General features: G+C 48.5%; 13 protein-coding genes. All 13 read right to left on the bottom strand.

Annotation, left to right across the window (positions count from 1 at the left end):
• Window positions 1-18 precede the first annotated feature (18 nt).
• The 13 genes from B2U90_RS10785 to B2U90_RS10725 all read right to left on the bottom strand — a co-directional run bounded on the left by B2U90_RS10785 (window position 19) and on the right by B2U90_RS10725 (window position 13,886).
• Entirely contained in the window at window positions 19-1,536 is a 1,518-nt protein-coding gene (locus tag B2U90_RS10785; protein WP_292017778.1) for a hypothetical protein, read from the bottom strand.
• Between the two features lie 4 nt (window positions 1,537-1,540).
• Window positions 1,541-1,822, bottom strand: a complete 282-nt coding sequence (locus B2U90_RS10780; protein ID WP_292017777.1) for a hypothetical protein — start codon at window positions 1,820-1,822, stop codon at window positions 1,541-1,543.
• 147 nt (window positions 1,823-1,969) lie between these two features.
• A complete protein-coding gene (locus B2U90_RS10775; RefSeq protein ID WP_292017776.1) occupies window positions 1,970-5,572 on the bottom strand; it encodes a phage tail protein in 3,603 nt (1,200 codons plus the stop codon).
• Entirely contained in the window at window positions 5,572-6,021 is a 450-nt protein-coding gene (locus B2U90_RS10770; protein WP_292017775.1) for a C40 family peptidase, read from the bottom strand. Before B2U90_RS10770 ends, B2U90_RS10775 begins: the two co-directional genes overlap by 1 nt.
• Window positions 6,018-6,602, bottom strand: coding sequence for a baseplate hub protein (locus B2U90_RS10765; RefSeq protein ID WP_292017774.1), 585 nt, complete (start codon window positions 6,600-6,602; stop codon window positions 6,018-6,020). Before B2U90_RS10765 ends, B2U90_RS10770 begins: the two co-directional genes overlap by 4 nt.
• A gap of 4 nt (window positions 6,603-6,606) precedes the next feature.
• Window positions 6,607-7,179 carry a DUF2460 domain-containing protein gene (locus tag B2U90_RS10760; protein ID WP_292017773.1) on the bottom strand — a complete coding sequence of 191 codons (573 nt, stop codon included), beginning with the start codon at window positions 7,177-7,179 and terminating at the stop codon, window positions 6,607-6,609.
• On the bottom strand, window positions 7,179-11,420 hold the full coding sequence (locus tag B2U90_RS10755; RefSeq protein WP_292017772.1) for a tape measure protein: 4,242 nt from the start codon (window positions 11,418-11,420) through the stop codon (window positions 7,179-7,181). The genes B2U90_RS10760 and B2U90_RS10755 overlap by 1 nt, the downstream gene beginning before the upstream one ends.
• Window positions 11,377-11,646 carry a hypothetical protein gene (locus tag B2U90_RS10750; RefSeq protein WP_292017771.1) on the bottom strand — a complete coding sequence of 90 codons (270 nt, stop codon included), beginning with the start codon at window positions 11,644-11,646 and terminating at the stop codon, window positions 11,377-11,379. The genes B2U90_RS10755 and B2U90_RS10750 overlap by 44 nt, the downstream gene beginning before the upstream one ends.
• 119 nt (window positions 11,647-11,765) lie before the next feature.
• A complete protein-coding gene (locus B2U90_RS10745; protein WP_292017770.1) occupies window positions 11,766-12,143 on the bottom strand; it encodes a hypothetical protein in 378 nt (125 codons plus the stop codon).
• 16 nt (window positions 12,144-12,159) lie between these two features.
• Complete coding sequence (locus B2U90_RS10740; RefSeq protein ID WP_292017769.1) at window positions 12,160-12,621, bottom strand: phage tail tube protein; 462 nt, start codon at window positions 12,619-12,621, stop codon at window positions 12,160-12,162.
• A 10-nt stretch (window positions 12,622-12,631) separates the two neighbouring features.
• Complete coding sequence (locus B2U90_RS10735) at window positions 12,632-13,021, bottom strand: hypothetical protein (RefSeq protein ID WP_292017768.1); 390 nt, start codon at window positions 13,019-13,021, stop codon at window positions 12,632-12,634.
• Between the two features lie 14 nt (window positions 13,022-13,035).
• The gene (locus tag B2U90_RS10730) at window positions 13,036-13,422 is read right to left on the bottom strand and encodes a hypothetical protein (RefSeq protein WP_292017767.1); all 387 of its coding nucleotides are present in this window, start codon (window positions 13,420-13,422) and stop codon (window positions 13,036-13,038) included.
• Window positions 13,422-13,886 carry an HK97-gp10 family putative phage morphogenesis protein gene (locus B2U90_RS10725; RefSeq protein WP_292017766.1) on the bottom strand — a complete coding sequence of 155 codons (465 nt, stop codon included), beginning with the start codon at window positions 13,884-13,886 and terminating at the stop codon, window positions 13,422-13,424. The genes B2U90_RS10730 and B2U90_RS10725 overlap by 1 nt, the downstream gene beginning before the upstream one ends.
• Between the last annotated feature and the right edge of the window lies 1 nt (window position 13,887).

The following is a 13,887-nucleotide window of genomic DNA, read 5'->3' as shown; positions in this document are numbered from 1 at the left end:
TGCCATCTGTAACTTACATTAACCTCCATAACATACGTAATAAACCACCGTATACGATTTAGGCTGTACGGTATTTGAAGCACCATAAATATTATTAGATAAAGATGCATCGAATTTTGCCTGTATAATAGGATTACCCTGTGGCCATGGTTGGTTTTTGGAGAATACAGGGAAGTTATCACCATAATTATCACTAGTAGTAGCAACTAAGGCTCCGCCTAATTGGGAACTCCTAAATAATCCGTTCCCTGACCCGGCACCTGAGCCACCCCCGCCGCCTATGGTGCCTGTAATATTAGGTAGCCCTGCATTTTTACTAGTACCGGATGCCGTACTGCCTTCTAGGAAACGGCCATCTGTCAAATTAGGTACTTTACCATTCGTAAATACTTTGGCAAGCAGTGGATATTTTGTTTTATCAAAAGAGGCCCCATTACATGGAAGTAAATATTCGTAGCTTTTCGGCGTAGCTGTTTTAGCAATAATGTCACCGACTTCATAGCGGCAACGAGTATCTCTTACTCTCCAATGTGCGTTTCCATCGGCCATATCAGCTATCGCACTCCCCGTAGAGGCCGCATTACTAAAATCCGGCTCTTTATTTCCAGTGGTTCCAGCCGTAATACATTCCAAATAGGCCCATGAAGGCAGTGAAGGGCTATATGCTATATCGCCGACAGCATACTTTTTATTTCGTTGTAATTGGTTTGTCATATAATTAATCGTTAATTTTAACGTATTAGGGCTGATAATCCGATTGTCAGCTATACCGGTCTTGGCTTCATCCGCCGTAGCATAAGTTAAAGATGCCGCGCTATTTGCGGCATCTGTCGCGCTAATTTTTGCCTGACTAGCGGACGATGCAGCCGCGCTTTGTGACGTTTTAGCTGTATCGGCACTGCTTGCGGCGGCTTTTTCTGACGCTTTCGCATTCGTTTCGCTGGTGGCTGCGGCAGTCTGACTGGATTTGGCCGCTGAGGCGCTGGACGCTGCCGCACTGGCAGAGCTGGCGGCATCGGACTGGCTTGTTTTAGCTGCTGATGCACTGGATGCGGACGCCGACGCCGACGATGCGGATGCGGTTGCCCGGTCTTTACTGTATAGCGCCCAGGATTTCGATGACTGCGTTTTTCCCGTTGAGCTGTCAGCGTCAGTGGCCCCGTCAGGCGAACTACTTGATTCTGCCCACGCTTTAGCCGTATCCCGGGCCGATATAGCATCATTCGCGACTGTCCGTGCGTTGTCGATGGTGACGTACTTTGACGTTTCCGGGTCCCAGTAGTACCATTTACCTGTATCGTTGGCAATATACACGTTTGCTATATCCCCCGTCGCCGGTAAGTCAGATGCGCTGGCTACGTATACCCGACCACCGTCGATGGCGTCTTTCAGCGCGTCAAAGTTATTAATCATGTAATCCAGGATACCCTTGTTATCAGCCGTAGCAAACGCCGACTTTTTACCATACGCGCCTTCACGTATAATCGCGTCGTTTTCGTCCCGGATTTCCCCGGGCTGAAATGCCTGTCGTTTCATGCTATCAGTCCTCCTTGTAAACGTATTCTTTGTGTGCTGGTTCTGTTACGACCCATTCTGTTTTTGTCACAGGAACATCTACCCATTCGTTATGGCCAGTTTTCGGATTATATTTAAACTGCCGTTCCGTCGTCTGAATGGTTTTCAGTTCCCGTTTTTCCGGCACTTCTACCCACTCGAAATGAGGATTCGTAGATGCTGTTTTGTTGCTTTTTGATTTCTTTCGGTATGCATATACAGCGATGACAGCAAACAAGATGACTCCTATCAGTATCGTGTTATTCATTTTCTACTATCACTCCATTCTGCAATACAATGTTCTGGATGTCGTACCGGGTTTCGGATGCAACAACCGTTATACCTGTTTCTGGTTCGACTGGGGCATCAGCAGAAAATACACAAGCCCCGTCTTGCTTAAATCCGTAATAGTACATCAATACTGTTTCACCCCCATACACCAATAGCTGCCGGAGCCACCACGTGATAAATCCATATATGTGTATTTCCCGTCTGCGGTTACCGAGGTTAAAGTACCACCGTTCATGACAACCCCGAACGTTGATATTTTTCCAGTCTTTTCGCTTTCTTTATAAAAAATTGCTGTCCGGCCGGAGCATGAGCCTATGGTTTGACTGTCCGTGGCCCACACGCCCCACATGCATTCGCTTTCACTATATCCGCTGGGGAGCGGTATCGTTCCGCCGTCTGATATGGAGCCACGGACAAAGGCCACAGCTTTGACAGAATATCCGTTAATCCGCACGTTCGAGCCATCAATGGTTCCACTTTTTATTGACGCCCCGACGATATTCCCGTTTGCATCGACGGAAAATGTATTACTGTCGTTGCGCAGTGTTGTCCCGATAATTTCGCCGCCTTTCAGCGTACCGACGTTTTCCGTTATAGCCGATAATTCCGATACGCTCATTTTCTCTGCTGTAACAGCTCCGGCCTGAATCATCCCTTTCGTAATGACGTTATTATCGATTGTCGTTTTACCAGTGATGTGGACCTTATTGCCATCAATTAGGATAGACTCTTTGGATATGTTAATTTGGTTGACGACGTCATCGGCTTTTACCCGTAAGTTGATGGCATCGTTGAGCTGTGTCAGGGCTGTATAATTCTTATAGCCGTCTTCTTTATTCAGGTTGTCAGTAATGACTTTGACAGCTTTCCCGGCTTCTCCCCCGCTGGCAATGGTTTCTTGTATTGCCTGGTCAACCTTTGCCAGCGATATAGACTCATTTTTTATCATGTCGCCATCAATTTCAATTTTGACAGTAACCCGGGATGATGCCGATTTTTCGCCCTCCCCAAACATGTCATAGTAAGCGACACAAACGTCATAAATACCTGCTTCACAGGTATAAGACAGGCTATTGTTTACCGTCCGGACATTGGCATCATCATTGATATAGACGTTCATGCCAGCACATCCGGCAGGAATCGCTTCCGCCTGGACACCGAAGCCGCCGATAGATGCCGTAAGGACAGGGGCATTAGGAGTTGGCGGCAGTCCTTTGTTGTATTTCAGGATGGCTGCATCGCTGTATTTCCCCAATGCGTTCCGGGCATATAAATATAATTTCCCCTGCCGGCTTGTCAGTGGAATCGTAGCAGATACCCCGTTTGTTCTGGCAAGGAGTCCCGCTGTTTCAGCCCCTGGATATGCGTCATTTCTAATCTCGTAGTAAGCGATATCCGTATTGGTAACTTCATTCCATGTCACAATAGCCGTACCGCTAAAAGCAATAGAAAAATTATCAGGAACATTGGGCGTAGTCGTTTTCATGGCTACCAATATATCAACGGAAGGCGCTATATCTGGTGACGTTGATATACCCCATTCATCTTTGGTGCATACGCAGATTCGATAGGTATCCCCAACAACTGCTTGAGGGATGACTACTTGATTCTTCCCACTTCCTCCATAGATCCACTCTCCGTCAAAACCCATAGCATCAGCAGACGTTCCTTCTTTGATGACGATAGACTGTGCCTGTTGGTGATTTGTTTTATACCAAACCTCACCGCTCAGGTAGCTCTGCAGATCCGGAGGTGTCCAGGTGACTACCAGATCATACCGGGCAACCCCGTCTGGCATTTGGCGATACCGGTTATAGGCGGTCAGATCCGATACAGGAGGGATGTAATACGCCATGATGGTATATTCGTAGGCTTTTACCTCGGCCAGGCTCTGATTTCCTGAGCCGAAAATATTGTAGGATGCAAACTTGAGCCATATCTTTTTGCCGACATCCTCTTTGTGGAACGGAATATGTAATAATGTCGCATCCAATCGGGCAAAAGATGCTCCGGCGGCGTGAGACGTTGCCGATGTATTATACTGGGCACGAATACAGTCAGTGAGTTGATAATGGCCATTAGACAGAAGTGTTGCCGTCTGGTATGACAGGCATTCTCCGTCAAGCCAGCACAGGGTGTTCCCTCGTTCTGCGTCCTGTTCCGTGCCAGACAAAAATGTCCCATTTACCGATACTTCGATGGTTGTTGTGTCTTTTGAAATGGTAGCTGCCAATGTCCCGATACGGGCCGTATTGGTAATCTGCCCCGCCAATCTATAATGAGCATTGTCATCACTGACAAAGACGTCACAGCCGCCCCACATATCTGCTGTTCCTTTAGCCCCAATCCAGAGTTCAAGCCCGTTTGTCGTAAGGTCTGCCGGCGGCTGCAGGATAACAGGCTTGTCCGTATCTGGTGCCGGCTGATTGTAATTGATATATGGGCGGTCCGTTTCATGGACATCATATATGGCTTCACTATACTGGCCATCCGGGCGTGAAACAGCTGTAAAAGTCAACAGCCCGTCAGTACCTTCAGTAACGCTGTCGATGAGCACGACCTGTTTATTTAGTCCGCAGTTTTCATCTGTCAATGTGACCAGGTCACCTACTTCAAGCCGGCAGAAGGACCAGTCTAATTTAAACGTATACTTATTCCGGCCGTATTTGCCATTTCTGGCCAAAGATTCGGCTAATTTGACAGCCCGTTCTTTTGTATAAAAATAATGGGCCTGTGTCGTATTTGCCTGACGCAGGCCATAGTCTGCTATATCGTCGGTGACAGCATAACTGACGGTTTCCTTTTCATAGCCATTGGTCCGATTGATGAATTCGACAGGATACTGGTTATAAACTTCACTGCTGTCTTTTCTCTGATACGTTACCAGTGCCCCGCCGGACTGTGGAATAAAGTCGTCAGCCGTAAGATTATACAAAACAGTCCTGTTCGGAGTCCATGATGAATATGTACGGTCATCCAGAGGCACGATTTTAAAAGTGTCGTTAGACCAGAATACATAGGCGTTCGTCAGTGTAGCGATTTCATTGATGATGTCCCTGGCACTCTTCGACTGCGTTTCATCAGGCGGGGTAGAAATGAGAAGGTCCGCGGCGGCGCAGTATCTCCGATAATTGTCGAGCCCGATGATTTCGACACTGTTCAGGCCCACTTTATCCAGGACATAACGGATGTAATCAGCCGGATTGACATCAACACCGTCGCCAGTATCCAATAGTTTGCCGGCCACTTCAAAATTATAATTCGGCATACTGCCACTATCACCCAGGTCAATGATACCGGCCATGTAGGCCAATCCAGTGTACGGTAATGCCTTGTCCGGATGCTTCCCGGTTACATAGGCCCAAGGCTTCTGGTCCTGCGTCCCTTTCCAGAGAGTCAGCTGTATCGCATCATTGGGATAGTTATAAATATCTTTCCCTACCCATACCCGTTTGATACCACTGACCGGTCCTTCACACAATCCCAATACAGCGGCAACCGTATAGGTATACGATACCGTAACCGTTTTGCTGTGTCCGCCTTTGCCACTGCGCTGAGTCTGCCGGTGTTCATGGGCTGTAAAATCATCATAGTAAATGACGTTGCCGCTGACACGGGTCGTTCCCAGAATCTCCGGCACCGGTGCACCGTATTCGGCCGTGCTAACAGTAAAGTCTGCAATCTTATTTCCCCGTATAGTCGTCGTGTGTCCTCGGAAAATGCCCATTATTCCACCCCCTTGAACCGATAAATACCACGAAGCCGGCTTCTGCCATGAGCGTCCAGGAACATGACGTCATTCAAATCTGACAAAATAACGCCCTGGTCGATAACAGCATGGATAATCTGATTATCACCAATATAGATACCGCCATGGGACACGCATCGGCCAAACTGATACATTAAAAAATCACCGATGGCCATATCAGTCCCGGTGACAGGGGTACAGTACTGTTTCACATAAGATAAGAACCATTCTTCGCTATGGTGCAGGTGCCATTCGTTTGAGTATGGAGCAATTTTAATAGCTCCTTTATCAATCAAGCCAGCATCTTCCAGGGCCCCAATCAGCAGCATCCCACAATCAACACCAATGCCTTTGACCCTTGCCTGGTTAACGTGAGGCGTTCCCAGCCATGACCTGGCTGCCGCTGCGATTTTTTCGCCATCTGTCATATGAGCACTTCCTTTCTGGGTACGAAGGGAGCAATAAGGCAGGTATCATCCGTGTCCTTACTGGATATGACCTGACTCTTGTCGTTCGCCGAATAGGTTCCCTGCGGGTAATACTTCCGAATCGGAAACTGCATGTTGAGCCCCTGAGTTTTAGCTTTGACGCTCAGCTGTAGTTTGATACCGCCGGCACTTTTAACTTCGGCCGTCCCGCCGAAAAGAGAGATGCAGCCAACAATGGTTTTATCTCGGAAGAAACAACGTCGAAGCTGGAGCTTTGCCCGGTCGAGGATACCATCATGTGCTGCCTGTAATACCGGAACACTGCCAATCAAGTCGTTCGCATCGGCATTTATTGTGATGGTCATCGTATCGACGACAACGCTGCTGTTCAGCTTAATCTGGTTCCGTTTGATAAGTAATGCATTATGTTCGTAGATATGTCCATTATAGGTGATATCCATGTCGGTATCGGCATAATAGTACGTCGGGCCATTGAACAGAGTCAGTTCGTATAGGTCGCAGGACGTCATATTTTTCGCCGTGTTCAGATAGGTTTCCAAGTCTTTTGCTACGGTCTTCATGTCATCACCTCACTGTCACGAGTTTGAACGACTTCGTCTTATTGATGTTCTGAAAAACTTTTTCAATAGTCAAACCATCGTCTTTGAACATGACTTTCCACCAATACGTATAGCTGGCCTTGACGATAGCCGTTGCAGACGGTGCTGTTTTGAAGACGATACAGCCATTCACGACCGTATAGGCTGTATCCTTCTGCAATTGCCCATCGACCCACACTGTGACGTCTTCGATATACTCTACAGGTTCCACATAATCTCCCATGGTCATAATGGCCTGATAAGTTCCTGCTGTCACCATAGGAAGCTGGCGTTTTTTCTCCTGGTAATCTTCCGGATCTTTCCACAAGAAGGGTTCAAAGGCGCCCTTGCAGAGCGCCACGAATCCCAATAATTTACGATATTCGTCATCCGTCAAGTAAACGAACTTCGTTTCAATGGTCCAGTTCGGCAGCAGTAAGTTGGTCATCGTCCGTACTTTACCACTCCCGGACGTCTGTACTTCCGTATCCCAGCTCATGGCTTTCGTACTGGACCAGCTGAGCTTGTTCAGTTCAATAGGAAACTTCCGTAAAGCCATTAGAATACACCTGCCTCTGTTGCGAAATTACGATCATTTTCAAATAAAGCCTGCCGGATGGTATCCAGCCCCCCATTACGGAGGAAATCAGTGAAAGAAGATGCATCCAGTGTGCTGACGTTCATGGATACATTATTGACGGATTTATTATTGTCAATCAGTCCAAGCTGTTCGAATTTATCCCTGGATAGTGGCAAGACTGCTTCTTCATAATGGCCTTCTCCAATCATGGCAATCGTGTTTCCTTTGGTAATGCCACCAGAAGCCAGCTTCGGCCCGTTCCATGGAGCCGATGTCAATGATGACTGTTTTTCAGACCAGGAAGCCCCGCCATTGGATAAGCTTCCCAGTCCCGTAAAGGACGATGCCAGTGAAGTCGCCATAGATGCCGCCGTACCTGCTGACATCAATCCCATGGCCACGCCGGCAGACGCAGGATCTAACACCAGTTTGAAGAATGCTGCCGGACCTAATGCTGCAGCCATAGCTGTACCTTCTGCCGTTGTCTGGGATATAGCTGCAGCCGTCTGGGCCTTGGCCATCGAATTATTGACCAGCATCCCTGCCAGTTGTTTTGCGTAAAATTCCACAATGACCTGAATCATGGATTTGCCCAGACTTTGGAATGCCTGCCCCAGCGTCTTCGTTCCCATGATGGTATCGGTAATAGCTGAACTGAGTCCGCTGAATGCAGTACTGTACAAATCAGCCACCATCTGAGCCGTAGACGCATGTGCGGCCAAATACGTTTCCTGATAGGTTTCCATCATCGCCTTCTGCGCTTCGTAGTCATTCAGGCGGATAGCATTTGCTTCAGTCAGTACATCCTGCAGCCGTTCCATAGATACCTGGTTCTTTGCTTCCTCAATATCAGCTTCAATGTCTTTTGCCTGCTGGTAATATGCCGTCTTCTGGTCGATGAACGCTTTATATTGGGCCAGTTCTTCAGCATACATTTCTTTGGCAAATGACAGCCGACCATCAGCAGACACTTCATAGGCAATATTTTCTTCATCCAGGGCTTTCAGGAATGCCGTTTTCTGTGTAGTCGTCATACTGGCAAACTCAGACGAATACTGCTGCCATTTTGACTGGATTGACGTAATAGCCTTGTCATAATCCGCTTCCATTTTCGCAATTGCTTTCTCACTGGCCGTATCCGTAACGGCCGGTGCATTCGTCTTGACATTAGCGGCTATTTCCTGTGCTTTGCTCCGGATCTGTTGCTCTTTCTGAGCATCGGCTTCAACTGCCTTCAGATGTTCCTGGGCATACAAGGCATCCAGTTTTTCTTTATCCTTCTGATAGTTCGCATTGAAGGCTTTGGACTCATTCAGCTTTTCATATTCTTTTTGGAATTTTCGATCTGTCAGTTCGACCTGCGTTGCCGTAGACTGGGCATAGCTGTCATCAATCTGCTGATGCGTCTGCAGTGCCTGCTCAATCATCTTCTTTTGATACTGGGCCTGCTGCTGCATAAAATTCCCGGCCCCGCTGGCACCCTGACTTTGTACCTTGCCATAATTGGCTTTTATCTGTTCAGCATACGCGCCTTTATTGGCCCCGCCGTAATAATCCGCAACACCGGCCCAGACATCGCCACCATTCACATCAATCTTGTCTTTCAGCATAGCGGCCCCAGCCATAGCATTGGAAAGAACATTTGACTGGTAATCCTGATACAAATCTCCAATTCTTATTCTTCCGCCATTCCCATCAGAAACGTCCTGGTCCGGACTCAGAATCTGCATCATGCCGCCACCGTTGCCGCCTTCCATAGTAAGGCCGCTGATGGTATCGCCACCACTTTCACGCATGGCGATTGCCAGAAGCAGTGCCGGATCCAGATTATAAGCCGTGGCCGCCGCTTTAATAGCCTGTGTATACTCACTCTGGTCCCAGTTGAACTGTTGGCGCTGGCCATGGCCCGTATCGGCAAATCCGGCATATTCTGCCATGTTGATGTACCCGTAGATGTTGAAAGCATCACGATGATCCGTATCATAATGAGACGATACCCCGGCACTGCCGCCTGCAGCGTAATAGCCTGTACCGTTTTCATCAATCATAATGACGTGCCCCGTCGGGTCGCCTTCACCGTCATTGGTAATGGCAACATCCCCCGGTTTAGGAACATACCCGGTTCCGGCCGGATGGAATGCTGCACCGGCATTCTGCGCCCAGTAATCCGCATTTGGCCCTAAATCCCAGGCATTAGAGACGCCGGCATTCGCCCATGCATTTTCTATATACGTAGTACAGACGACCTGTCCCTCACCTGTACCATATGTCAGCCCCGTAAGGGATTGCGCATTGTATATAGCACCTGCACGAGGGTCATATGTGCCTCCCGAAGAAGTTCCAGATTTCCCTGCAGCGCCACTACCGTTGATTCCATTAGAGTCGGAACCTCCAAACTGGGAAAAATCCGGCATGGAATATCCCGGAGAATTGCCGGGATTATCTAATGCTTCTTGCGCTTCCCTTCCGGCTTTCCGTCTGGCTTTTTCTTCATCTGTCATACTATTGCCGGTATTGCTCAGGGCATTGTTCGTCTGGAATATTTTCGAAATCAGGTCCTGCAGCCATCCTATTGCAGTCTGAACAAAACTACGTATGGTTTCAAGGCCGCTTTTTGCCCAGTCCGGCAAAACAGAATCTACCATATCTCCCAGGGCATCAGATACACGGCCCAATGCCGATGACACCCCGTCATACATCCAGTTAAACATAGCAATCAGTCCCGTAACTATATTGGATACCGTTGCCAGTAAAAAGGATAAGACAGACACTACGACATTAATAGCAGCAATAATAGCATAGATAGCTGCTGTAAATACTGTTGCCATCACAGTAATCAACGGGGACGCAGCCGACACCAGATTACTGATTGCCTGCCCCAGTTCACCCCACAGCCGTTTTAAAGAATCACCTGCCATATTCACAGCATCCATTGTACCTGGCATAACGTTCAGCAAATCCGTCAGCTTATGGCCGGATGAAACAAAAGCAGTGATAGCGACAGCTACAGCAGTCACAACAACGCCCAATGGGCCAAATGCCAGTACAAACGACCCGATACGGGCCAGCATCATCGGAATGGACGTGACAAATCCTTTAGCACTTGTTGCCAAACTTGCAATCCCGGCACCTGCAGTTACAGCTCCATTTTTCAGCAGCGCAAAACTTGTCGTCGCCGCCGCCATTCCAGTCGGCACACTCATAACAACAGTCTTTAAATTCGTAATTCCGGAAAGAAATGTAGTCGCCAATGGTAATGCTGCCAGCTTTGCCGATATTGCGAAATCGGTCAGTGCCGGAATAGTGGCAGCTGTCAGTACCGTTGCAAGACCGGCTGCAGCTATCTGCACCTCTGGTGGTATCGTGTCAATCAACGCCGGTCCCAGTCCTTCACTTTTAACAAGCGATGCGAACTGCTGGAAGCTGTCACCCAACGAAGAAAACAGATCAGGCAGGTTCAGCGCATCTGAAATCTGCTGGCCGACAGCAATGGCAGACTGACTGAGCCCATCCATCATGTTCGACCATGTACCGGTAATCGTCTTTGACTGTTGGTCCATCATGCCGCTGAAGCGTTCTTCCATACCGCCGACAAGCGCCTGCAAACCCGTCTGAGCATTCACAGTCCCTTTGCTGACCATATCCATCGCCTGGGGAATAGATACGCCTATTTTATCTGCCAGCATCTGCCATGCCGGAATTCCCGCTTCTGTCAGCTGAAGCATTTCGTCACTCTGTACCTTCGATTTGGCTGCCATCTGCCCAAGGGCCAGCGTAATCCGGTCAATCACTTCCTTACCCATACCCACACCGGCTGCGGCATCACCCACAGCTCTTAATGTCGGAATGATCTGTTCCGCTGTAAATCCAAATGCCAGGAATTTCTGCGATGCCGCAGCCACGTCATTAAACTCAAACGGTGTTTTTGCGGCAAAATCCTGCAACTGTCCCAACAGGGTCTTAGCCTGGTCTGCACTTCCCAGCATATTCGTTATAGCCGTCTGGACCTGCTGGAAATTCCCTGCCGCCTGAACGGCTTTAGCGCCCAATGCTCCAAGAGACGCGGCAATCCCGGCAATTCCAAGAACGGCCGTTTTAGATGCTGCCATTACTTCACTGCCCAGTGTCGTATTCAATTCTGCCTTGGTCGCCGCCAGTTCCTTCCGCAGTTCGGAACTATTCGCCCCAATCTTCACCAAAATACTCGTCACTGTCGCCATCAAATCCCGCCTCCTCTCGTTGTTTCCTGAACGATGTAATAAATTCGTCCCGTTCACGGCGCATTTCACTGCTTGTCTTTTCATGTAGGAATGGTTTGGCCAGCTCTTTTGCCTGGATGGGATGCTTAATATGGACGTTGATCATATTGCTGACGAACCATGCCGTCATGAACGCCCTGTCTTCCCGGCGTACCTGATACCCTTCAATCAGCTTATTCAATTCCATAGGCGTCAGCCTGTAAAACTCCCATGGCTTTAATCCTAACGGGCCATATGCCTGAGATTCAGCCCATTCCAGCCATTCAAAAAAAGACGGGGGCGGCGTATCGTCTGCCCCCTCCGCCATTAATCTTTTTTTTCGTCATCTACATCCTGTTTCGCCTTTTCCGTCAGTTCTTCCGGGAAGGCGGCATAATACGCCGCTTTCCCCAGGATGCCACTGCCGGCAATAGCCTTGACTGCCGGGACATAAAAATCTTCTTCCAGGCTTGCGCCTTGATCCAGTTTTTCCTGCATCCGCTGAGCATACCAGAGCTCATTGTGTTTCTTGTGATGAGCCAGGCCAATCATAAAGATCTTTGTCAGGACACTCAGATTTAATTCCCGCTGACTGACGATGCTGCTGATTCCACAGCCCGTTGCCTGTTCTAGCTGCATGAGACGGGCAATATTGAAATACAGGTACTGCCCGTCTCCAAACGCGTCAAAAGGTACTTTTTTCATGCCTATTCATCCTTTCTTATGCCCCTGCTGTTTTCAATTCGGACAGCGCACCATTGCCAGACAATGTGCCTTTAATCGTGGCGGCATCGTCATATTTCGTAGACAGGCTGAAATCTGTGATGGCTGCCCAGCCAGTACGATATTTTTTATCAGGATATTCAAATTTGACCTGAACAAGCTGTCCATCATTAAACGCATCTTCCAGGAACTGTGCACCTGCATCATCCAAAATAACAACGGATTCCAGGTCAATGCTCCATTCACGGAGTCCGGCCAAAGACGATTTCCAGCCACCTGATGTTTTATTACTGGTATCAATGGAATCAGCCTTACGTGTCAGATCGCCACTACGCTGACCGCCTAGCAGTGTCCAGGTAGGTGTTGCTTCCGTTTCCCCCGTATTCAGATAAATCAAATAATCTTTACCGACCGTTGCCACAGAGCCGGTTTTGGTTGGTGTTGCATATGTACGTGCCATACTATCACTCCTATTCTTCGTATTCTACAGTAAATGAAAAAATCGCAATGCCGATATCAGGACGCCCTGCCGGCGTTGCGAAAACAATTTTGTCTATACAGCTGTCCTGTGCCCATCCGTCAATCGTTCTGTTTTCGCACAACACGTCTTTGACTTCCATAGCAAGATCTTCAATATACTGCGTATCGTCTGCTTTGTTTTTGGGATTTGGGCAGATAATTTCTATTGTAAAAACGGCCGATGCCTGACGGCTATTTTTAGAATACGGTTCAAATGTAATCGTGTCACAACAGACATACCCGGTCAGTTCTTTTGGATAAGAAGGCCCCAGGACGGCTGATTTCCATACCATATCAGGAAATTCATCTTTCAGAATCTCTACGATTTCATTGGCTATCATCCGGAAACGGTTCATTATGCACGGGATAAACGGATTACCCCGACACCTCCCTTCCCGCTACTGTCTACCCCTTTAACGGAAAAATCCGTATAGGTCAGACGGCTTTCAATATCCTTTGCCATTTGGACATACATTTTGTATTTCTGATAATATACGTCGTCTGCCCGGTTTCCATCGACCATTACTGTCGGATCCGTACCAACGCAGGCGGCCGCACATTCCCTACAGGCAATCGCAGAGCCCAGCTGCTTAACCGCCGGACGTGCCGGCAGTTGGATATCTGTATCTGACAGGCCAAATGAGACGGCAAGCCGGTGCAGATAATCATTTGCATAGGAAATATCGCAGTCTCTGCATGTTAAGATTGTATCTGCAATGTCTTCCAGTGTAATGAATTCCATCAGTATGCCTCCCCTATTGCCTGCCGTACCGCACGTTCGAACCGCGAAATGACCTGCCGTTTTTCATGAGCGGCGGCATTGAAAATAAATGGATCTTTTTTCGTTCCGGGATGACGCACCCGTTTCGCAAACACAAACTGACCGCCTGCAGTCCAGCGCAGAGCCCGTTTATACCGGTTACGGATAATATGGCTGCGCGTTCCCTGATGCAGGTAAATCGTCACTAGGCGGGTCGTTCCGACAACGCCTTCGAACGAATCTTTATGAAATGACGTTTCGCCATGAATCGACCGTTCCGCGTCACCGTTGCGCGTTGTAAATTGATGCTCTTTCCGGGCCCGTTCCTGAATATCCTCGACGGCCCTGCGCATCGCATCCCGCAGGCGTGACTGTGTGCCGGCCGAAACGCGGTCCAGCCGGCTGACAGCTTCATCTAATCCTTTGACTTCAATCCTGATTTCCATA

Origin of the sequence: Megasphaera sp. UBA4233 (genome assembly GCF_002395615.1) — a bacterium.
GTDB lineage: Bacteria > Bacillota > Negativicutes > Veillonellales > Megasphaeraceae > Megasphaera > Megasphaera hexanoica.
Note: the sequence above shows the minus strand (reverse complement) of the source record. Positions and strands in the feature narration are given on the sequence as shown.

What these genes read in the sequence shown, in the direction of transcription:
- B2U90_RS10730 (WP_292017767.1), bottom strand. Translation starts at nt 13,422, where the DNA reads ATGGAATTCATTACACTGGAAGACATTGCAGATACAATCTTAACATGC.
- B2U90_RS10750 (WP_292017771.1), bottom strand. Translation starts at nt 11,646, where the DNA reads ATGGAATTGAATAAGCTGATTGAAGGGTATCAGGTACGCCGGGAAGAC.
- B2U90_RS10770 (WP_292017775.1), bottom strand. Translation starts at nt 6,021, where the DNA reads ATGACAGATGGCGAAAAAATCGCAGCGGCAGCCAGGTCATGGCTGGGA.
- B2U90_RS10785 (WP_292017778.1), bottom strand. Translation starts at nt 1,536, where the DNA reads ATGAAACGACAGGCATTTCAGCCCGGGGAAATCCGGGACGAAAACGAC.
- B2U90_RS10775 (WP_292017776.1), bottom strand. Translation starts at nt 5,572, where the DNA reads ATGGGCATTTTCCGAGGACACACGACGACTATACGGGGAAATAAGATT.
- B2U90_RS10745 (WP_292017770.1), bottom strand. Translation starts at nt 12,143, where the DNA reads ATGAAAAAAGTACCTTTTGACGCGTTTGGAGACGGGCAGTACCTGTAT.
- B2U90_RS10780 (WP_292017777.1), bottom strand. Translation starts at nt 1,822, where the DNA reads ATGAATAACACGATACTGATAGGAGTCATCTTGTTTGCTGTCATCGCT.
- B2U90_RS10740 (WP_292017769.1), bottom strand. Translation starts at nt 12,621, where the DNA reads ATGGCACGTACATATGCAACACCAACCAAAACCGGCTCTGTGGCAACG.
- B2U90_RS10765 (WP_292017774.1), bottom strand. Translation starts at nt 6,602, where the DNA reads ATGAAGACCGTAGCAAAAGACTTGGAAACCTATCTGAACACGGCGAAA.
- B2U90_RS10735 (WP_292017768.1), bottom strand. Translation starts at nt 13,021, where the DNA reads ATGATAGCCAATGAAATCGTAGAGATTCTGAAAGATGAATTTCCTGAT.
- B2U90_RS10760 (WP_292017773.1), bottom strand. Translation starts at nt 7,179, where the DNA reads ATGGCTTTACGGAAGTTTCCTATTGAACTGAACAAGCTCAGCTGGTCC.
- B2U90_RS10755 (WP_292017772.1), bottom strand. Translation starts at nt 11,420, where the DNA reads ATGGCGACAGTGACGAGTATTTTGGTGAAGATTGGGGCGAATAGTTCC.
- B2U90_RS10725 (WP_292017766.1), bottom strand. Translation starts at nt 13,886, where the DNA reads ATGGAAATCAGGATTGAAGTCAAAGGATTAGATGAAGCTGTCAGCCGG.